This window comes from Streptomyces sp. NPDC041191, from assembly GCF_055591945.1.
On sequence record NZ_JBVIZC010000005.1, the window covers coordinates 459765 to 479152 of the forward strand.

General features: G+C 72.1%; 14 protein-coding genes. 9 read left to right on the plus strand and 5 right to left on the minus strand.

Annotated elements, in window-relative coordinates:
* Positions 1 to 31: 31 nt before the first annotated feature.
* Genes ACZ6AQ_RS13255 through ACZ6AQ_RS13265 form a run of 3 tightly spaced genes read left to right on the plus strand, consistent with a single transcriptional unit; the run spans position 32 to position 3601 of the window.
* Positions 32 to 1387 (plus strand): ABC transporter substrate-binding protein, encoded by a 1356-nt coding sequence (locus tag ACZ6AQ_RS13255; RefSeq protein WP_468759771.1) that lies wholly within the window; start codon positions 32 to 34, stop codon positions 1385 to 1387.
* 7 nt (positions 1388 to 1394) lie between these two features.
* On the plus strand, positions 1395 to 2729 hold the full coding sequence (locus ACZ6AQ_RS13260) for a carbohydrate ABC transporter permease (protein WP_468759772.1): 1335 nt from the start codon (positions 1395 to 1397) through the stop codon (positions 2727 to 2729).
* Positions 2726 to 3601 (plus strand): carbohydrate ABC transporter permease, encoded by an 876-nt coding sequence (locus tag ACZ6AQ_RS13265; protein WP_468759774.1) that lies wholly within the window; start codon positions 2726 to 2728, stop codon positions 3599 to 3601. Before ACZ6AQ_RS13260 ends, ACZ6AQ_RS13265 begins: the two co-directional genes overlap by 4 nt.
* Before the next feature lie 9 nt (positions 3602 to 3610).
* On the opposite strand, the gene ACZ6AQ_RS13270 is transcribed toward ACZ6AQ_RS13265, so the two are convergent.
* A complete protein-coding gene (locus tag ACZ6AQ_RS13270) occupies positions 3611 to 4219 on the minus strand; it encodes a TetR/AcrR family transcriptional regulator (protein ID WP_468759776.1) in 609 nt (202 codons plus the stop codon).
* A gap of 125 nt (positions 4220 to 4344) precedes the next feature.
* Here ACZ6AQ_RS13270 and ACZ6AQ_RS13275 point away from each other — a divergent pair, with 125 nt between their 5' ends.
* The 3 genes from ACZ6AQ_RS13275 to ACZ6AQ_RS13285 are packed head-to-tail and all read left to right on the plus strand — an operon-like array spanning position 4345 to position 7482.
* On the plus strand, positions 4345 to 5259 hold the full coding sequence (locus tag ACZ6AQ_RS13275; RefSeq protein ID WP_468759778.1) for an ABC transporter permease: 915 nt from the start codon (positions 4345 to 4347) through the stop codon (positions 5257 to 5259).
* Entirely contained in the window at positions 5252 to 6040 is a 789-nt protein-coding gene (locus ACZ6AQ_RS13280; RefSeq protein WP_468759780.1) for an ABC transporter ATP-binding protein, read from the plus strand. Before ACZ6AQ_RS13275 ends, ACZ6AQ_RS13280 begins: the two co-directional genes overlap by 8 nt.
* Positions 6041 to 6051: 11 nt before the next feature.
* Positions 6052 to 7482: a glycosyltransferase family 87 protein gene (locus tag ACZ6AQ_RS13285; protein ID WP_468759782.1), complete on the plus strand. Its 1431-nt coding sequence runs from the start codon at positions 6052 to 6054 to the stop codon at positions 7480 to 7482.
* Positions 7483 to 7560: 78 nt separating this feature from the next.
* Here the strand turns inward: ACZ6AQ_RS13285 and ACZ6AQ_RS13290 are convergent, their stop codons facing one another.
* Positions 7561 to 12522 (minus strand): NAD-glutamate dehydrogenase, encoded by a 4962-nt coding sequence (locus ACZ6AQ_RS13290; RefSeq protein ID WP_468759783.1) that lies wholly within the window; start codon positions 12520 to 12522, stop codon positions 7561 to 7563.
* 416 nt (positions 12523 to 12938) lie between these two features.
* On the opposite strand from ACZ6AQ_RS13290, the gene ACZ6AQ_RS13295 reads away from it, so the two are divergent.
* Positions 12939 to 13493 (plus strand): DJ-1/PfpI family protein, encoded by a 555-nt coding sequence (locus tag ACZ6AQ_RS13295; protein ID WP_468759784.1) that lies wholly within the window; start codon positions 12939 to 12941, stop codon positions 13491 to 13493.
* Between the two features lie 28 nt (positions 13494 to 13521).
* Here the strand turns inward: ACZ6AQ_RS13295 and ACZ6AQ_RS13300 are convergent, their stop codons facing one another.
* Positions 13522 to 14181, minus strand: a complete 660-nt coding sequence (locus ACZ6AQ_RS13300; RefSeq protein WP_388690566.1) for an HAD family hydrolase — start codon at positions 14179 to 14181, stop codon at positions 13522 to 13524.
* A 57-nt stretch (positions 14182 to 14238) separates the two neighbouring features.
* Complete coding sequence (locus ACZ6AQ_RS13305) at positions 14239 to 14745, minus strand: DUF6912 family protein (RefSeq protein WP_468759786.1); 507 nt, start codon at positions 14743 to 14745, stop codon at positions 14239 to 14241.
* A gap of 369 nt (positions 14746 to 15114) precedes the next feature.
* Between ACZ6AQ_RS13305 and ACZ6AQ_RS13310 the strand changes: the two genes are divergently transcribed.
* Positions 15115 to 15624 carry an Rv3235 family protein gene (locus ACZ6AQ_RS13310; RefSeq protein WP_468759841.1) on the plus strand — a complete coding sequence of 170 codons (510 nt, stop codon included), beginning with the start codon at positions 15115 to 15117 and terminating at the stop codon, positions 15622 to 15624.
* A gap of 127 nt (positions 15625 to 15751) precedes the next feature.
* Here the strand turns inward: ACZ6AQ_RS13310 and secA are convergent, their stop codons facing one another.
* A complete protein-coding gene (gene secA / locus ACZ6AQ_RS13315) occupies positions 15752 to 18562 on the minus strand; it encodes a preprotein translocase subunit SecA (RefSeq protein WP_388690572.1) in 2811 nt (936 codons plus the stop codon).
* Positions 18563 to 18802: 240 nt separating this feature from the next.
* Here secA and ACZ6AQ_RS13320 point away from each other — a divergent pair, with 240 nt between their 5' ends.
* Entirely contained in the window at positions 18803 to 19387 is a 585-nt protein-coding gene (locus ACZ6AQ_RS13320) for a GNAT family N-acetyltransferase (protein WP_468759788.1), read from the plus strand.
* Position 19388 lies beyond the last annotated feature (1 nt).

The following is a 19388-nucleotide window of genomic DNA, read 5'->3' on the forward strand; positions in this document are numbered from 1 at the left end:
CAGCTAGGCGCACGAAAGAGACGGGGCAGCAATGCGTACAACTCTTCGTCCACGCAAGGCCGCGGTGACCTTCACGGCACTCGCGACGCTCGCCGCGCTCGCCCTCGCGGGCTGTGGCGACGGCGGCGCGAAGGACCCGGGGGCGAAACCCACCGGCGACCTCCCCCTGAAGGGCGAGAAGATCGAGGTCGCCGCCGTCTGGACGGGTCCGGAACAGGCGAACTTCACCAAGGTGCTGCGGGAGTTCGAGAAGCGGACCGGCGCGACGGTCACGTTCGTGCCCGCGCAGGACCCGATCGTGAACTTCCTCGGAACGAAGATCGCCGGCGGCTCCCCGCCGGACGTGGCGATGCTCCCGCAGGTGGGCGCGATCCAGCAGGCCGCCGCCCAGAAGTGGCTCACACCGGTCGGCCCCGACGTGAAGGCCCAGCTCTCCGCGCACTACTCGCGCGGCTGGCAGGAGCTGGGCGCGGTGAACGGCACCCAGTACGGCGTCTACTTCAAGGCCGCCAACAAGTCCCTGGTCTGGTACAACAACGCCGTCTTCGAGAACGCGGGCGCCGCCGAGCCGAAGACCTGGAAGGACTTCCTGGCCACCGCCGAGACCATATCCGCCTCCGGCGTCACCCCGGTCTCGGTCGGCGGCGCGGACGGCTGGACGCTCACCGACTGGTTCGAGAACGTCTACCTCTCCCAGGCGGGGCCGGAGAAGTACGACCAGCTGGCGAAGCACACGATCAAGTGGACGGACCCGTCCGTCACCGCCGCCCTGACCACCCTGGCCGAACTCTTCGGCAAGCCGTCGCTGATCGCGGGCGGGGCGAGCGGCGCGCTCCAGACCGAGTACCCGGCCTCGGTCGCGCAGACCTTCACGGGCGGCGCCGAACCGAAGGCCGCGATGGTCTTCGAGGGCGACTTCGCGGCCGTCAACATCGCGGAGACCAAGGCGAAGATCGGCACGGACGCGAAGGTCTTCCCCTTCCCGAAGGTGGGGGACGCGGGCACCGTGCCCGTGGTGACGGGCGGCGACGCGGCCGTCGCGCTCAAGGACACCAAGGGCGCGCAGGCGCTGCTCGCCTTCCTCGCCTCCCCGGACGCGGCGAAGATCTGGGCGGCCGAGGGCGGTTTCCTCTCGCCCAACAAGAGCCTGGACCCGGCGGCGTACCCGAACGACGTCCAGCGCGAGATCGCCAAGGCCCTGATCGGGGCGGGCGACGCCTTCCGCTTCGACATGTCGGACCAGATGCCGCAGTCCTTCGGCGGGACGCCGGGCAAGGGCGAGTGGAAGGCGCTCCAGGACTTCCTGAAGAACCCGAAGGACGTCGCCGGGACCCAGGCCCGCCTGGAGGCGGACGCGGCGAAGGCGTACCGGACCGCGAAGGGCTGAGGCCGGCATGTCCTCCACCACCGCCACGCGCGGGAAGGGCGGGGTCGCCGGGGAGAGGCGCAGGAGCCGGGTCGTGGCGGCGGGGTTCCTGCTGCCCGCCCTGCTCCTGCTCGGCGCGCTCGTCGTCTATCCGATCGGGTACTCCGTCCAGCGCTCGCTCTTCGACCGCTCCGGCTCCTCCTTCGCCGGCCTCGACAACTACGCGGCCCTGTTCACCGACGACTCCCTGCGCACCGCCGTCCGGAACAACCTGGTCTGGCTGGTGCTGGCCCCGGCGGTCGCCACCGCCCTCGGCCTGGTCTTCGCGGTCCTCACCGAACGCGTCCGCTGGGGGACGGCGTTCAAGCTGCTCGTCTTCATGCCGATGGCGATCTCCATGCTGGCCGCCGGGATCATCTTCCGGCTGGTGTACGAGCAGGACCCGGACCGGGGCGTCGCGAACGCCGTCTGGGTCGGCGTCCACGACACCTTCGCCGAGTCCTCGGTCTTCCCGAAGGCCCGGCCGCTGCCCGTGCACCCGCTGAAGGCCGCCGGGGGCGGGGCGTACGTGACGAAGGAACCCGTGCGGGCCGGGCACCCCGTACGGCTTCCGCTGGTCGGGGTGGCGCCGGCGCAGATGCCGGAGGGGGCCCGCCCGGCCGCGGCGCCCGCCGGCACGGACCCGGGCGCGATCACCGGCACGGCCTGGCTGGACTTCACCCGGGGCGGCGGCGGGCGGCCGAACGAGGTCGACCCGGACGAACGGGGCCTCGCGGGGCTGCGGATCGAGGCCGTACGGGACGGGAAGGTGGTCGCCACGGCGACGGCGGCGGCCGACGGCACGTTCGCGCTGCCCGCCGACCGCGCGGACGGGGCCGTGCTCCGGCTGCCCGCGGGCAACTTCCGGGAGCAGTACGACGGCGTCGAGTGGCTGGGCCCCTCGCTCGTCACGCCCGCGATCATCGGGGCGTACGTGTGGATGTGGGCCGGGTTCGCGATGGTGCTGATCGGGGCCGGGCTCGCGGCCGTGCCGCGCGAACTGCTGGAGGCGGCGCGGGTGGACGGGGCGAACGAGTGGCAGGTGTTCCGGCGGATCACGGTGCCGCTCCTGGCGCCCGTCCTCGCGGTCGTCCTCGTCACCCTGATGATCAACGTGCTGAAGATCTTCGACCTGGTCTTCGTCATCGCGCCGGGCTCCGCGCAGGACGACGCGAACGTGCTCGCGCTCCAGCTGTACCGCTCGTCCTTCGGCACGGACGCGGACCTCGGGGTCGGTTCGGCCATCGCCGTCCTGCTGCTCCTGCTCGTGGTGCCGGTGATGGTGCTCAACATCCGCCGCATGCGCAGGGAGGCCCGCCGATGAGGACGACCGACGCCAGGCCCTCCCGCTCCCCGGCGGCGCGGTTCGCGTCCGCGGCCGCGTCCGGCGCGGTCCGGGTCTTCCTCGTCCTGACGGGCCTGTTCTGGCTGCTGCCGACGGTCGGGCTGCTGCTCTCCTCGCTCCGTTCGCCGTCCGACATCGCGGCGAGCGGCTGGTGGGAGGTGCTCACGGCCCCGGCGCAGCTGACCACGGAGAACTACGCCCGCCTGCTGGCCAACGACACGATCACGGGCTCCCTGCTCAACACCGTCCTGATCACCGTCCCGGCGACCCTCCTCGTCCTGGTGATCGGCTCGTTCGCCGGGTACGCCTTCGCATGGCTGGACTTCCCGGGCCGGGACTGGTGGTTCCTGGGCGTGGTCGCCCTGCTCGTGGTGCCGGTGCAGGTCGCCCTGGTCCCGGTGTCGAAGCTCTTCGGGACGGTCGGGCTCTTCGAGACGACCGCCGGGGTGGTCCTCTTCCACACGGCCTTCGGCCTGCCGTTCGCGATCTTCCTCCTGCGGAACTTCTTCGCGGAGATCCCGCGCGAGCTCCTGGAGGCGGCGCGACTCGACGGCGCGGGCGAGATCCGGCTGTTCACCCGGGTGGTGCTGCCGCTCGGCGGTCCGGCGATCGCCTCGCTCGGCATCTTCCAGTTCCTGTGGGTCTGGAACGACATGCTGATCGCGCTGATCTTCGCGGACTCGCAGTCGCCGCCGATCACGGTGGCGCTCCAGCAGCAGGTGCGGCAGTTCGGCAACAACGTGGACGTGCTCGCGCCGGGCGCGTTCCTGTCGATGGTGGTGCCGCTGGTGGTGTTCTTCGCCTTCCAGCGCCAGTTCACGTCGGGGGTGATGGCGGGCGCGGTGAAGTGACCCGGCGGTTCACGCCTTCAGCGCCGCCACCGCCGAGCGCGCGAGGTCGTCGACGTACCCCGGGGGGAGCGGGGTGCGGGCGACGACCAGGCGCCAGTACAGCGGTCCGGCGATCAGGTCGAGCGCCCGGTCCGGGTCGGCGCCCCCGGGGAGTTCACCACGCGCGACGGCCTCGTGGACGATCCGGGCGACGACGCCCTGCCGCCCGTCGAGCAGCACGCCCCTGACGGTGTCGGCGATCTCGGGGTGACGGGCGGCCTCCACCAGCAGGTCGGGGACGACCCGGGAGGCGACCGGGTGGCTCAGGGCGTGCGCGGCCACGTCGAGGAGGGCGCGCACGTCCCCGTACAGGGATCCGGTGGCGGGCGCCGGCAGTCCCTGGGCGGCGAAGGCGCCGACGAGGTCGAGGACGAGGGCGAGCTTGGACTTCCAGCGCCGGTAGACGGCGGTCTTGCCGACGCCCGCGCGGCGCGCGATCCCCTCGATGGACATCCGGGCGAAGCCGACGGCCGCGAGTTCGTCGAGGACGGCGGCGCGGATGGCCTCGGTCACGTCCTCGCGGAGCACGGCGGCTCCGGCGGGGGCGCGGCGGGGGGTCGATGCGGTCACGGACGGCATCCTAACCGACGACGACGTCACGACGATACGGTTGCGTTCCGTCGTGGGGCGCCCTACTGTCCCCGTAGCGACGGTACGGGACCGTTCCGTCGTGCACCCGACCGCTTCCCGCCGAAGGCCCGCCCATGACCACGACCCTCGCACCGCCCCCGCCACGGACCGCCCCTCCCCCCGGAAACCTCCGCGACCTCGCCCTCCGCCACGGTCTGAGCGTCAGCGGAGCCCGCCCACCGCTCCCCTCGTACGTCCGGCAGCTCTGGTCCCGCCGCGCCTTCATCGCCTCCTTCGCGACCGCCCGGCTGACCGCCCAGTACGGCCAGTCGCGTCTCGGCGGGCTCTGGCAGGTGGTGACCCCGCTCCTCAACGCGGCCGTCTACTACCTGATCTTCGGCCTGCTCATGAACGCCGAACACGGCGTGCCCGACTACGTCCCCTTCCTGATCACCGGCGTCTTCGCGTGGACCTTCACCTCCAACACGCTCATGGCCGGCACCCGGGCGATCAGCGGCAACCTCGGCCTGGTCCGCGCCCTGCACTTCCCGCGCGCGAGCCTGCCGATCTCACTCGCCCTCCAGCAGCTCCAGCAGTTCCTGCTCTCGCTCGCCGCGCTCGTCGCGCTCCTCCTCTGCTGCGGCGAGTTCCCCGCGTGGAGCTGGCTGCTCGCCGTCCCCGCGCTCGCCTGCCAGACCCTGTTCAACACGGGCGCGGCGCTCGTCCTGGCCCGGGTCGCGGCCCGCGTCCCGGACGTCGCCCAGCTGATGCCGTTCGCGCTCCGCACCTGGATGTACGCCTCGGGCGCCATGTGGTCGCTCCGGGGCGCGGCGGACGGCGGGCGCTTCCCGGAGGCCGTGGTGACGGCCCTCCAGTGCAATCCGGCGGCCGTCTACATCGACCTCATGCGCTTCGCCCTGATCGGGAGCCACGGCGCGGACCGGCTGCCGCCGCACGCCTGGGCACTCGCCGCCGGCTGGGCCGTGCTGGCCTTCGGGGGCGGTTTCATCTGGTTCTGGAAGGCGGAGGAGACGTACGGCCGTGGCTGAGACACCCGAGGAGAGGATCCCGACCGTCGTGGCCGACGGGGTCCACATCACCTACACCGTGCGCGGACACGGCGAGGGCGGCCGGGCCCCGTGGCGGAGGAGGACCCCGGCCGCGCGCCGGGTCCACGCGGTCAAGGGGATCGACTTCGTCGCGTACCGGGGCGAGGCGATCGGCCTGATCGGTTCGAACGGCTCGGGGAAGTCGACCCTCCTGAAGGCCGTCGCGGGGCTCCTGCCCGTCGACCGCGGCCATCTCTACACCCACGGCCGCCCCGCTCTCCTCGGCGTCGACGCGGTCCTGATGAACGACCTGACGGGCGAGCGGAACGTGGTCCTCGGCGGCCTCGCGACGGGCATGAGCCGCACGGAGGTCCGCGAGCGCTACGACGGGATCGTCGCGTTCTCGGGCGTCAACGAGAAGGACGACGCGATCTCCCGCCCGATGCGGACGTACTCCTCCGGAATGGGCGCCCGCCTGCGCTTCTCCATCGCCGCCGCGAAGAGCCACGACGTCCTGCTCATCGACGAGGCCCTGGCCACCGGCGACGCGCGCTTCCGCCGCCGGAGCCGCCGGCGGATCGAGGAGCTGCGGGCGGAGGCGGGAACCGTCTTCCTGGTCAGCCACTCGCACTCCGCCGTCGCGGAGACCTGCGAACGCGCCCTGTGGCTGGAGGCGGGAAGGCTCCGGAGGGACGGTCCGGCGCGGGAGGTGGTGGCGGAGTACGAGGAGTTCGTCGCGTCAGGGGCGAAGACCACCGGCAAACAAGACATTACGGTCTAAAGTGCGGTGGGGTGACGAACGATCAGCCGCAGACCCCCCACCCGGCCGGCACCGAACCCCCCGGCACCGCACCCCTCCGCTCCCCCGGCGACGCGCCCCCTCGCGCCCCCGGCGACGCGTCCCCCCGCTCCCCCGGCGACGCGTCCCCCCGCTCCCCTGGCGGCGCCTCCCGCCCCACCGGCGCCGAACCCCCCGCCCTCACCCGCTCCCCCTTCGACTCGGACACCTTCACCCTCGCCACCTTCGTCACGGTCGGCCGCGGCCCCCACCTCGCGCTCGCCGCCGTCTGGCTCCTCACCCGGGCCGGCATGCTCCTGCTGCTGCTCCGCGACGACCTCGGCATCGGCGGGGTGGGCCGCGAGGTGGCGCTCTACCAGCAGTGGTACGCGAGGTTCGCCGAGGGCACCTTCCCGCCCGGCGACGCCACCTGGCAGTACCCGCCCGGCGCCGGGCTCGTGATCATGTCCCCGGGCGCCCTCCCCTGGCTCACGTACTTCCAGGCGTTCGTCACCCTCACCCTCCTCGCCGACGCGGTCGTCACCCTCGCCCTCGCCCGCGCCGACGGCGCGCGCCTCACCCACGGCGCCTGGATCTGGGTCTGCGGCCTGCCGCTCCTCCTCCACATCCCCCTCGCCCGGTACGACGTCCAGACCACCGCCCTCGCCGTCCTCGCCCTGCTCGCCCTGGGCGCCCGCCCGGCCGCGGCCCACCGGCTCGGCGGAGCGCTCGCCGGGATCGGCGCGACGGTCAAGGTCTGGCCGGCGCTCGCCCTCCTCGGCACGCCCCGGGGCCGTACCACCCGCGAGGCGTGGACCGCCGCCGCCGTCACCGCCCTCGTGCTCCTCGCCGCCCTCGCGCTGTTCTTCTCCGAGTCGCTGGGCTTCCTGCGCCAGCAGGGCGGCCGGGGCATCCAGATCGAGTCCCTGGGCGGCACGCTCCTCGGCCTCGCCCGGTCCGCCGGCGTCTGGCCGGGCCGGGTCGAGTTCCGTTACGGGGCCCTGGAGTACGCCGGCCCGTACGTCTCCAGCCTCGGCCACCTCTCCCTGCTGCTCACCGCGCTCGCCCTCGGCTGGCTGGTCGTGTGGCGCCTGCGGGCCCGCACGTGGACCGCCGCCACCCCGTTCGACACGGCCCTCGCCGCCGTCCTGCTGTTCACCGTCACCAGCCGGGTGATCAGCCCCCAGTACATGATCTGGCTGCTCGGCCTCGCCGCCGTCTGCCTGACCTCCCGCGACACCGTGATGCGCCCGGTGGTCCTGCTGCTGCTCCCGGCGGCGGCGCTGAGCGCGCTCGCGTACCCCGTCCTCTACTACGACGTCATCGACGGCACCCCCACGGGCCTCGCCGTGATGGTGCTCCGCAACGGCCTGCTGCTCGCCGCGGCCCTGCTCGCCGCCCGCCGCCTGTGGACCTCGACGGCCGCCGCCGAACCGGCCGGGTGAAAGGCCCGGAGGGACAGCCGAAGGGAAAAAGGGGGAGGGCCCCGCCGGAGTCTCCGGCGGGGCCCTCCCCCTTCACGGTCAGCCGTGCGAACGGAGCAGCGTGCGCATCGTCCGCATCGCCACCGACAGGTTCGCCAGGTCGAAGGTGTCCGAACCCCGGATCTCCTCCAGGGTCGTCCGCGCGCGGCCCAGGATCGCCGCGTTCCGCTCCTCCCACGCCGTGAACCGCTCCTCCGGGCTGGCGTTGTCGCCGCCCGCCGTCAGGACGTCCTGCGTGAGCGCCGCGTGCGCCGCGAACAGGTCCTCGCGGATCGAGGCGCGGGCCATCGACTGCCAGCGGTCGCTGCGCGGCAGCTCGACGATCCGGTCCATCAGGTCGGTGATCCGCAACCGGTCGGCCAGGTCGTAGTAGACCTCGGCCACCTCCAGCGGCTCCGTGCCCGTCCGGTCCGCGATCGCCACGACGTCGAGGATCGGGAAGGCGGAGGAGAAGCCGGCGACCCGCAGGGCCAGCTCCTTCGGCACGCCGAACCCGGTCAGCTCGTCCAGGATCGACTGGTACCACTCCCGGTCGGCGCCGTGCAGCAGCTGCGGCAGCCGCGACCAGACCTCCTCGACGCGCTCGGCGAAGAACTCGATGGTCTCGGTGAGGCGGAGCGGCTGCGGCCGGTTGTTGAGCAGCCAGCGCGTGCCGCGCTCGACGAGCCGGCGGGAGTGCAGCCGCATCCGGGTCTGGATCTCGGCGGGCACCTGGTTGTCGAGGTCCTCGACGGCGTCCCAGACCTGGCTGAGGCGGAAGACGACACGGGCGGCGGTCTGCGCCCGGACGATCTCCTCGATCGACGCGCCGGTCTCCTCGCGGAGGCGGTGCAGGAAGGTCGAACCGCCGGTGTTGACGGTGTCGTTGACCAGGACGGTGGTGACGATCTCGCGCCGCAGCGGGTGGCCGTCGACGGCGTCGGCGAACCGCTCGCGCAGCAGCGTCGGGAAGTACGCGTGGAGCAGCCCGCGCAGGTACGGGTCGTCCGGCAGGTCCGTGCCGATCAGCTCGTCGGCCACCGTGATCTTGGTGTACGCGAGGAGGACGGCCAGCTCCGGCTGGCTCAGGCCCCGCCCGTTGGTGAGCAGCTCGCGGATCTGCCGGTCGTTGGGCAGGAACTCCAGGGAGCGGTCGAGGGCCCCGTCGCGGCCCAGGCGGCGCATGAAGCGCTGGTGGGCGTGGAGCAGGGACGGCGACTGGGCGACGGCGTTGGCCAGGGCCGTGTTCTGCGCGTAGTTGTTGCGCAGCACCAGCGTGCCGACCTCGTCGGTCATCTCCGCGAGGATCTTGTTGCGCTGCTTGACGGTCATGTCGCCCTCGGCGACGAGCCCGTTGAGCAGGATCTTGATGTTGACCTCGTGGTCGGAGGTGTCGACGCCGGCGCTGTTGTCGATGGCGTCGGTGTTGATCCTGCCGCCCTTGCCCTCGGGACCGCCGGACCGGGCGAACTCGATGCGGCCGAGCTGGGTGGCGCCCAGGTTGCCGCCCTCGCCGACGACCTTGGCGCGCACGTCCTGGCCGTCGACGCGGATGGCGTCGTTGGCCTTGTCGCCGACGTCGGCGTTCGACTCGGCCGACGACTTGACGTACGTGCCGATGCCGCCGTTCCACAGCAGGTCCACGGGGGCGTGCAGGACGGCCTTCATCAGCTCGGCCGGGGTCATCTTGGTGATCCCGGCCTCGATGCCGAGGGCGGCCCGGACCTGCGCGTTGATCGGGATCGACTTGGCGGTGCGGGGGTGGATGCCACCGCCGGGGGAGAGCAGCGAGGTGTCGTAGTCGGCCCAGGACGAGCGGGGCAGCTCGAAGAGGCGGCGGCGCTCGGCGTACGAGACGGCCGCGTCCGGGTTCGGGTCGAGGAAGATGTGCCGGTGGTCGAAGGCGGCGACCAGGCGGATGTGCTCGGAGAGCAGCATGCCGTTGCCGAAGACGTCGCCGGACATGTCACCGACGCCGACGACCGTGAAGTCCTCGGACTGGGTGTCGTGGCCCAGCTCGCGGAAGTGGCGCTTGACGGACTCCCAGGCGCCGCGGGCGGTGATGCCCATGCCCTTGTGGTCGTAGCCGGCCGAGCCGCCGGAGGCGAACGCGTCACCGAGCCAGAAGCCGTACGACTCCGCGACCCCGTTGGCGATGTCGGAGAAGGTCGCGGTGCCCTTGTCGGCGGCGACGACCAGGTAGGTGTCGTCCTCGTCGTGGCGGACCACGTCGACCGGCGGCACGACCTCGCCCGCCACCAGGTTGTCGGTGATGTCGAGCAGGGCCGAGATGAACGTCTTGTACGAGGCGATGCCCTCGGCCATCCAGGCGTCCCGGTCCGCGGTGGGGTCCGGGAGCTGCTTGGCGACGAAGCCGCCCTTGGCGCCGACGGGCACGATGACGGTGTTCTTCACCATCTGCGCCTTGACCAGGCCGAGGATCTCCGTGCGGAAGTCCTCGCGCCGGTCGGACCAGCGCAGACCGCCTCGCGCGACCTTGCCGAAGCGCAGGTGGACGCCCTCGACGCGGGGCGAGTACACCCAGATCTCGAAGGCGGGGCGCGGGGCCGGCAGGTCGGGGATGGCCTGCGGGTCGAACTTCATCGACACGTAGGAGTGCGGCCGGCCCTCGCCGTTCCGCTGGAAGAAGTTGGTGCGCAGGGTGGCCTTGATGACGGTGAGGAAGGAGCGCAGGATGCGGTCCTCGTCCAGGCTCGCGACCTGGTCGAGGGCGGCGTCCAGCTCTTCGAGGAGGGCGTCGGTCAGCTCGGTGCCGGCGCGCTGGCGCTCCGGCGCCATCCGGGCCTCGAAGAGGTTGACGAGCAGCCGGGTGGTGTGGACGTTGTTGCGGAGGGTGTCCTCCATGTAGTCCTGGCTGAAGGTCGCCCCGGCCTGGCGCAGGTACTTGGCGTAGGCGCGCAGCACCATCGCCTCGCGCCAGGTGAGCCCGGCGGAGAGGACGAGCGAGTTGAAGCCGTCGTTCTCGGCCTCGCCGGTCCAGGTGGCGGCGAACGCCTCCTGGAACCGCTCGCGGGCGTCGTCCCCGAGGGAGGTGCCGTTGCCGGTCTCGGCGGGCATCCGCAGGCCGAAGTCGTAGATCCAGGCGTGGGTGCGGTCGGCGCAGCGCAGCTCGTACGGACGCTCGTCGGTGACCTCGACGCCGAGCCGGTTGAGGACCGGCAGGACGGCGGAGAGGGAGATCTGGTCGCCCGTCTTGTAGATCTTGAAGCGGCGCTCGCCGGGGCCCGCGAGGACCGGCTCGTAGAGGGAGAGCGCGAAGTCCCGGCCGTCGGACAGGGCCTCCAGGTGGACCAGGTCGGCGACGGCGGCGCGCGGTGAGTGGTCGGCCTTGTAGCCCTCGGGGAAGGCGTTGCCGTAGTGGCGGAGCAGTTCGGCGGCGCGCTCCTCGCCCAGTTCGGCGTTGAGCGCCTCGCCGAAGCCGTCGGCCCAGGAGCGGGCGGCCTCCACGAGCCGGGCCTCGATGCGGTCCACGTCGGAGTCGGTGAGCGCGGCCAGTTCGGTGCCGGGCTCGACGCGGACGACGAAGTGCAGCCGGGAGAGGATCGATTCCGTGTTCCAGGCGGTGAAGTCGACGCTGGTGCCGCCGAGCTCCTCCTTCAGGATGTCGATGATCCGCAGCCGGACGCGGGTGGTGTAGCGGTCGCGCGGCAGGTAGACGAGGGCCGAGTAGTAGCGGCCGTACTCGTCCTGGCGCAGGTAGAGCCGCAGCCGGCGCCGCTCCTGGAGGTACAGGACGCTGGTGACGACGGACCGGAGCTGGTCGACCGGGGTCTGGAACAGCTCGTCGCGCGGGTAGGTCTCCAGGATCTGGAGCAGGTCGCGGCCGTCGTGGCTGTTCGGGGAGAAGCCGGCGCCCGCCAGGACCTCCTGGACCTTGCGCTTGACGACGGGGACGCGGCGGACCGACTCGGTGTAGGCGGCCGAGGAGAAGAGGCCGAGGAAGCGGCGCTCGCCGACGACGTTCCCGTCGGCGTCGAACTTCTTCACGCCGACGTAGTCGAGGTACGAGGGGCGGTGCACGGTCGCCCGGCTGTTGGCCTTCGTCAGGATGAGCAGCTTGTGCTCGCGGGCCTTGGCGCGGGCGTCGGCGGGGAGCCGGCTGAAGGAGGGCGAGACGGGGTGGGCGTGGTGGCCCTCGTCGTCGCCGGAGTGGCGGGGGTCGGAGCGCAGGATGCCGAGGCCGGTGCCGGGCACGGCGGTCAGGGCGTCGCCGTCCACGAGTTCGTACTCGCGGTAGCCGAGGAAGGTGAAGTGGTCGTCGGCGAGCCAGCGCAGCAGCTCGCGGGCCTCCTCCACCTCGGTGGGCCGCAGGTCGGGGGCGGTGGGCTCGCCGGGGAGGCCGTCCGCGATGCGCAGGGCGGCGTCGCGCATCTTCTCCCAGTCCTCGACCGTCTCGCGGACGTCGGACAGGACGCGCAGCAGGTCGACGGTGATCTGCTTGAGGTCGGCGCGGTCGGTCTCGCGGTCGATCTCGACGTGGATCCAGGACTCGGTGAGCGCGTCGTGCGGCAGCTCGCCGTGGATCTGGGCCGACAGGACCTCGATGAGCCGGCCGGCGACGTCACGGCGGACGAGGACCTGCGGGTGGATCACGACGTGGATGCCGCGGCCCTGGCGGGACAGCTCGTTGGTGACCGAGTCGACCAGGAAGGGCATGTCGTCGGTGACGACCTCCACGACGGAGTGGCTGCTCGTCCAGCCGTTCTCCTCCACCGTCGGGGTGTGGACGCGCACGTTCGCGGTGCCCTGCGGACGGTTCTCCGCGAGCCGGTAGTGGGAGAGGGCGGCGCCGAACACGTCGACCGGGTCCCGGTCGGCCAGGTCCTCGGGTGCGGTGTGCAGGTAGTAGCGCTGGAGGTACTCGAGCACGGTGTCCCCGTCCGGGCGTTCGCCCGAACCCTCCGGCCCCGTCGGAAGTCGCCCCCCGACCGGGCTGTGCTCAGCTACCCGAGCGGCCCTCTCGAGCAGCTCGGCCTTGGCTTCGTCCAGCTTGGTCTGCATGTCCTCTGACTCCTGGTCGCGCGCCGTTGCGTGACGTCGGTGGAAGGAAGGGCACAACGCCTCGACGCGGTGAATCCGGTCGGAACGACGGTATGCCCGGATGAGAGATGCCCGGGTCGTTATCGGCCACTGTGCGCGGCACGCCCGGGCGGAGGAGATCGGCGAACGCACGGACGGCCCGGCCGCTGTCGCGGACCGGGCGGCAGCCGGGGGCTTCACTGCCCCCTCGGCGTATCGCGCTGATCACGTGGGAAGCCTATCGCTCCCGACCCCCGAACCGTCATGAGCCGTATGTGTACAAAAGAGGGGGCGGAAGTTTGACGTTATGGACAGCGACACATGTCCTCTTGGCGCGTTGCTCCAGGAGGAGCGGTGTGCGCGGGACGGCAGTCCGACCCCTGTGATCCGGGAGAGCCATGGCGAAGATCCTGATCGTGACCGGCGACGCGGCGGAGTCCCTGGAGGTGATGTACCCCTACCAGCGCCTGCTCGAAGAGGGCTACGAGGTCGACATCGCGGCCCCGGCCCGCAAGACCCTGAGGTTCGTGGTCCACGACTTCGAACCCGGTTTCGACACGTACACCGAGAAGCCCGGCTACACCTGGCCCGCCGACCTCGCCTTCTCCGAGGTCGACCCGGGCGCGTACGCGGCGGTGGTGGTGCCGGGCGGCCGGGCACCGGAGTACCTGCGCAACGACCCGGAACTCCGCAAGATCGTCAAGGCGTTCTTCGACGCGGACAAGCCGGTGGCGCAGATCTGCCACGGGCCGCTCCTGACGGCGGCGGCCGGCGGCCTGGAGGGGCGCCGGGTCACGGCCTACCCGGCCCTCGAACCCGACATGCAGGCGGCCGGGGCGTCCTTCCGGGACACGGCGGTCGTGGTCGACGGCCTCCTCGTCTCCTCCCGGGCGTGGCCGGACCACCCGGTCTGGATGCGCGAGTTCCTGAAGGTCCTCCGGGCCGGGGGCTGAACCGCCCGGCCGGTGTCCGGCGGAGGGACTACACCAGCTCCTCCGCCACGGCCACCGCCTCCGCGAGGGAGTCCACCACCGGCACCCCCACCCGTTCCAGCGAGGCGCGGCTGTGCGAGCCCCCGGTGTAGAGGACCGCCCGCGCCCCCACGTGCGCCGCCGCCAGCGCGTCGTCCGCCGCGTCGCCGATGACGACCACCCGGTCCGGCCGCACCCCGCCGAGGGCGGCCAGGTGCCGCACCATGTGCCCGGACTTCCCGTCCGTGGAGGCGTCGGTCCGCCCGTCCACGCGCGTGAACCGCTCCGCGATGCCGTGCCGGCGCACGAGCGGGACGAGGTCGGCGTGCGGCGCGAGGGAGAGCAGCGACTGCGTCGATCCGGACGCCTGCCGCGCCGCGAGGAGTTCGGCCGCCCCGGCGGTCAGCCCGCACCCCTCGGCCCGCTCCCGGTAGTGGCGGTGGAAGGCGCCGTCCATGAGCGCCCACTCGGCGTCGGTGGGCAGCCGTCCCATGAACCGCTCGTAGAACCTCGGCACCGGCACCATGTACAGCTCGCGGTACCGCTCCGGCGTGATCGGCCCGAGTCCGAGTTCGGCGAAGGCGGCGTTCGTCGCCCCGATGACCGCCTCGGTGTCGTCGAGCAGCGTGCCGTTCCAGTCCCAGACCAGGTGCTTTCCGTGCTTCCCCATGGAAGGACGGTACCCGCCGCGCCCGGCGGCGGGGAGCACGGAGGTCTCCCCTCGCCCTCAGGCCAGCAGCGCCGGGATCTCCTGCACCCCGAACCACAGCAGCTCGTGGTCCTCGGCACCGTCCACGACGAACCGCGCGTCGTCGTCCCCCTGGTCGGCCGCCCCCAGCGCGTCCGCCGCCGCCGTGACGTCCGCCTCGGCGTCGTCCGCGTCGGCGTGCACCGCCGCCGCCCTGCTCAGCGGTACGGGCCCGGCGATCCGGACCTCGCCGACGGAACCGGCGTCGAGCCCCCGGTCGGGGTCCACGGCCGCGTCCTTGTCGGCCACGTCCACGGCGACGACGACCCGGCGCCGGGGCGTCCCGGGGTCGTTGGCGAGCAGCCGCAGGGAGGCGGAGGCGGCGCGGTTGAGCGCCGCGTACTCCAGCTCCTCGATGTCGTCGGAGACGTACCACTCGCGCAGGGCGGGGGTGACGGCGTAGGCGGTCAGCGGGCCCGGGCCCAGCTCGCCCGCCTTGTGCGCCTGTGCGAGACCGGGGAGGGTCAGGGGGACGTAGACGCGCATGGCTGGCCGCTTTCGTAGACGGAGATGCCCTCAGGATACGTGCGGAGTCCCCCTTCGGGTTCCCGGCCGGCCCCGTCCCGCCCGCCGCCGGGGCCCCTCGCCGAACCGCCGGAGACCGGCTTTCCTGCCGCGTCACCCGGATAGGTGATCCCGCCCCGGAACCGCTCCCCGGGGCCGGCTCCTTGCGAGGCCCCGGAGTCCCGCCGTAGAAGGTCCCCAACGGAAGTTACCGACTGGTACCAACCGGTTACACAGAGACAGGGGACCGTCATGACCAGCACACTCGTCACCGCCGACGTCACCGCGACCGCCGACGACGTCACCACCACCGCCATCCGCACCGCCGTTCGCGCCGATGCCGCCACCGCCGTGCGTGCCGCCGCCGTCCGCACGGCCGCCACCGCCGCCGCGGGCTCCCCGGCCGCCGCCCGTCCCCGTCCCGCGCGGCCCCGTACGTCCCCCGGCGGCCCCGCCGGCACCCGCCCGCGCGGCTCCGCCGGCGCCCGTCCCCGTACGTCCCGGGGCGGCACGCCCCGCGCGCTCCCCCCGCACACCGTCTTCGCCGAGCGCCTGCTCGCCGTGCTGAGCGGGGAACGGCCGGTGCACTGGATGCTCGGCCACACCCTCGGCGACGCGTACGAGCAGCTGGTCCGGCTCGCCCCCGGGACGCCGCTGCGCTCCCTCGGCCCCCGGCCGGTGCTGCGCCGCTGCTCGGTCCAGACGCACCCCTCCCAGGGAGCCGTCGAGGCGTTCGCGACCATCGCCACCGGGACCCGCGTACGGGCGATGGCGTTCCGGCTGGAGCGCGGCGACGACCAGCGCTGGCGCTGCGCCGCCGTGGAACTCGACGGGCTGGAGGCGACCGCCCGGCACGCGTGACGGCGGAGCGCACGACACGGGCCGTACATCGCGGGGGCGTACGGCCGTACGAAGGGCGAGGGGGCCGTCCACCCCGGCGGGTGGACGGCCCCCTCGAACGCTCAGGGCCCGGGGACCCGGCGGGACGTCACTTCTTGCGACGCCGTCCGCCGCCCGCGTTCTTCTGCGCCTTGCGGCGCTCCGCGCGGGTCATCCCGTCGCCGGAGCCCGTGTCGTCGGAGGCGAAGTCGCCCTCGACCACACCGCCGTCGCCGTCCACGGTCGGCGCCGAGAAGTGCAGCCGGTCCGGCCGCTGCGGGGCGTCGAGCCCCTTGGCGCGGATCTCCGGACGCCCGGCGGCGGCCGGCACCGCGTCGCCCTTGTCGAGCGAGGGGGCGCCCGCCTGCACCGGAACCTCCTCGACCTGCTGCTCGACCTGGACCTCCAGGTTGAACAGGTAGCCGACGGACTCCTCCTTGATGCCCTCCATCATGGCGGTGAACATGTCGAAGCCCTCGCGCTGGTACTCGACCAGCGGGTCCTTCTGCGCCATGGCGCGCAGGCCGATGCCCTCCTGGAGGTAGTCCATCTCGTAGAGGTGCTCGCGCCACTTGCGGTCCAGGACCGACAGGACGACGCGCCGCTCCAGCTCGCGCATGATCTCCGAGCCGAGCTGCTTCTCGCGCGCCTCGTACTGCTCGTGGATGTCGTCCTTGATGGACTCGGCGATGAACTCGGCGGTGATGCCCGCGCGGTCCCCGGCCGCGTCCTCCAGGTCCTCCACGGTGACCTTCACCGGGTAGAGCTGCTTGAAGGCGTTCCACAGACGGTCGAGGTCCCACTCCTCCGCGAAGCCCTCGGCGGTCTCCTGGCGGATGTAGTCGTCGATCGTGTCGTCCATGAAGTGGCGGATCTGCTCGTGCAGGTCCTCGCCCTCCAGGACGCGGCGGCGCTCGCCGTAGATGACCTCGCGCTGCCGGTTGAGGACCTCGTCGTACTTCAGGACGTTCTTGCGGGTCTCGAAGTTCTGGGTCTCGACCTGGGACTGCGCGGAGGCGATGGCGCGGGTGACCATCTTGTTCTCGATCGGCACGTCGTCCGGCACGTTGGCCATGGCCATCACGCGCTCGACCATCTGCGCCTTGAACAGGCGCATCAGGTCGTCGCCGAGGGAGAGGTAGAAGCGGGACTCGCCGGGGTCGCCCTGGCGGCCGGCGCGGCCGCGGAGCTGGTTGTCGATGCGGCGGGACTCGTGGCGCTCGGTGCCGAGGACGTACAGCCCGCCCAGCTCCTTGACCTCCTCGAACTCCGCCTTCACGGCCTTCTCGGCGCGCTCCAGGGCGGCGGGGAGGGCCGCGGCCCACTCCTCGACGTGCTCGACCGGGTCGAGGCCCGCCTGGCGCAGCTCGGCCTCGGCGAGGTCGTCCGGGTTGCCGCCGAGCTTGATGTCCGTACCGCGGCCGGCCATGTTCGTGGCGACGGTGACGGCGCCGCGACGGCCGGCCTGGGCGACGATGCTGGCCTCGCGCTCGTGGTGCTTGGCGTTGAGGACCTCGTGCGGGATGCCGCGCTTGGAGAGCTGCTGCGAGAGGTACTCGGACTTCTCGACGGAGGTCGTGCCGACCAGGATCGGCTGGCCCTTCTCGTGCTTCTCCGCGATGTCGTCCACCACGGCGGCGAACTTGGCGACCTCGGTCCGGTAGATCAGGTCCGACTGGTCCTTGCGGATCATCGGCCTGTTCGTGGGGATCGGGACGACGCCGAGCTTGTAGATCTGGTGGAACTCGGCGGCCTCGGTCATGGCCGTACCGGTCATGCCGGAGAGCTTGTCGTACAGGCGGAAGAAGTTCTGCAGGGTGATCGTGGCGAGGGTCTGGTTCTCGTCCTTGATCGGCACCCCCTCCTTCGCCTCGATCGCCTGGTGCATGCCCTCGTTGTAGCGGCGGCCGGCGAGGATGCGGCCGGTGTGCTCGTCGACGATCATGACCTCGCCGTCGATGACGACGTAGTCCTTGTCCTTCTTGAACAGTTCCTTCGCCTTGATGGCGTTGTTCAGGTAACCGACGAGCGGGGTGTTCACCGACTCGTAGAGGTTGTCGATGCCCAGCCAGTCCTCGACCTTGGCGACGCCCGCCTCGTGGATGGCGACGGTGCGCTTCTTCTCGTCGACCTCGTAGTCGCCGGTCTCCTCGATGCCCTTGAGCGGGACGCCGGGCTCGCCCCGGGTGAGGCGGGTGACCAGCTTGGCGAAGTCGCCGTACCACTTGGTGGCCTGGTCGGCGGGGCCGGAGATGATCAGCGGCGTACGGGCCTCGTCCACGAGGATGGAGTCGACCTCGTCGACACAGGCGAAGTTGTGGCCGCGCTGGACGAGCTCGTCCTTGGACCACGCCATGTTGTCGCGGAGGTAGTCGAAGCCGAACTCGTTGTTCGTGCCGTACGTGATGTCGCAGTTGTACTGCTCGCGGCGCTGGGCCGGCGTCATGTTGGCGAGGATGCAGCCGACGGTCAGGCCGAGGAACTTGTGCACCCGGCCCATCAGCTCGGAGTCGCGCTCGGCCAGGTAGTCGTTGACCGTGATCAGGTGCACGCCCTTGCCGGAGAGCGCGTTGAGGTACGCCGGGAGGGTGCCGACGAGGGTCTTGCCCTCACCGGTCTTCATCTCGGCGACGTAGCCGAGGTGGAGCGCGGCGCCGCCCATCAGCTGGACGTCGTAGTGGCGCTGGCCGAGCACGCGCTTGGCGGCCTCGCGCACCGTCGCGAACGCTTCGGGCATCAGGTCGTCGAGGCTCTCACCGTCGGCGTACCGCTGCTTGTACTCATCGGTGAGCGCCCTCAACTCGGCGTCGGAGAGGTTGACGAAGTCCTCTTCGATGGAGTTGACCTGGTCCGCGATGCGGTGCAGTTTGCGCAGGATCTTGCCTTCGCCTGCACGCATGAGCTTGTTGAAGACGGACACTGAGGCTGGTCTCCTTGCCGGTCGGGCCTGGCACTGGGTCTTGTCACGGACACGAGCGCGGGCACGGCAGGTGGTCCCCACCGCAACGGCCATCGTAAGCGAGACCGCCCTCACGGAGGGAGGCCCGCAGCACCTGAGCCGTCCGCCCGCCCACAGGGAGAACGCACGAGGTGGGCGGAAGGTGCCGCCCCGCCCGAAAAGTGTTCGCTTCCGGTCCGGCCGGTCACGACAATCCCCCGCATGGAGCCCATCACCCTCACCACCGACCGCCTGCGCCTGCGGAACCCCGTCCCCGGCGACGCCGAGGCCGTGTACGGGATCTGCCAGGACCCCGGCATCCTGCGCTGGACCACCGTCCCCGACCCCTACACCCGGCAGGACGCCGACTTCTTCCTGAACCGCCTGGTGCCGGACGGCTGGCGCGAGGACACCGAGTACGCCTTCGCCGCCGAACCCCTGACCGGCGGCCCGCTGCTCGCCGCCGCCTCCCTGAGCGGCCGCGGTCCGGGCGTCTGGGAGGTCGGCTACTGGCTGGACCCGGAGCACCGCGGCAACGGCCACATGACCGAGATCGTCCGCGCCCTGGCCCACTGGGCCTTCACCGGGCTCGGCTGCACCCGCCTGGTGTGGCGGGCCGAGGTCGGCAACACCGCCTCGCGCGCGGTGGCCGAGCGGGTCGGCTTCCTCGTGGAGGGCGTCCAGCGCGCCGGCCTGATCAACAAGGGCACGCTCCGGGACTGCTGGACCGGCGCCCTGCTCCCCTCCGACTTCGGCCTGCCGAGCCCCCTGCCGTACCTCCCGGCGCGGGACCTCCCGGCCGTCTGAG

Excerpts from the sequence above, each read along its gene's own strand:
- ACZ6AQ_RS13255 (WP_468759771.1), top strand. The coding sequence starts at position 32 with ATGCGTACAACTCTTCGTCCACGCAAGGCCGCGGTGACCTTCACGGCA.
- ACZ6AQ_RS13260 (WP_468759772.1), top strand. The coding sequence starts at position 1,395 with ATGTCCTCCACCACCGCCACGCGCGGGAAGGGCGGGGTCGCCGGGGAG.
- ACZ6AQ_RS13265 (WP_468759774.1), top strand. The coding sequence starts at position 2,726 with ATGAGGACGACCGACGCCAGGCCCTCCCGCTCCCCGGCGGCGCGGTTC.
- ACZ6AQ_RS13270 (WP_468759776.1), bottom strand. The coding sequence starts at position 4,219 with ATGCCGTCCGTGACCGCATCGACCCCCCGCCGCGCCCCCGCCGGAGCC.
- ACZ6AQ_RS13275 (WP_468759778.1), top strand. The coding sequence starts at position 4,345 with ATGACCACGACCCTCGCACCGCCCCCGCCACGGACCGCCCCTCCCCCC.
- ACZ6AQ_RS13290 (WP_468759783.1), bottom strand. The coding sequence starts at position 12,522 with ATGCAGACCAAGCTGGACGAAGCCAAGGCCGAGCTGCTCGAGAGGGCC.
- ACZ6AQ_RS13295 (WP_468759784.1), top strand. The coding sequence starts at position 12,939 with ATGGCGAAGATCCTGATCGTGACCGGCGACGCGGCGGAGTCCCTGGAG.
- ACZ6AQ_RS13300 (WP_388690566.1), bottom strand. The coding sequence starts at position 14,181 with ATGGGGAAGCACGGAAAGCACCTGGTCTGGGACTGGAACGGCACGCTG.
- ACZ6AQ_RS13305 (WP_468759786.1), bottom strand. The coding sequence starts at position 14,745 with ATGCGCGTCTACGTCCCCCTGACCCTCCCCGGTCTCGCACAGGCGCAC.
- ACZ6AQ_RS13320 (WP_468759788.1), top strand. The coding sequence starts at position 18,803 with ATGGAGCCCATCACCCTCACCACCGACCGCCTGCGCCTGCGGAACCCC.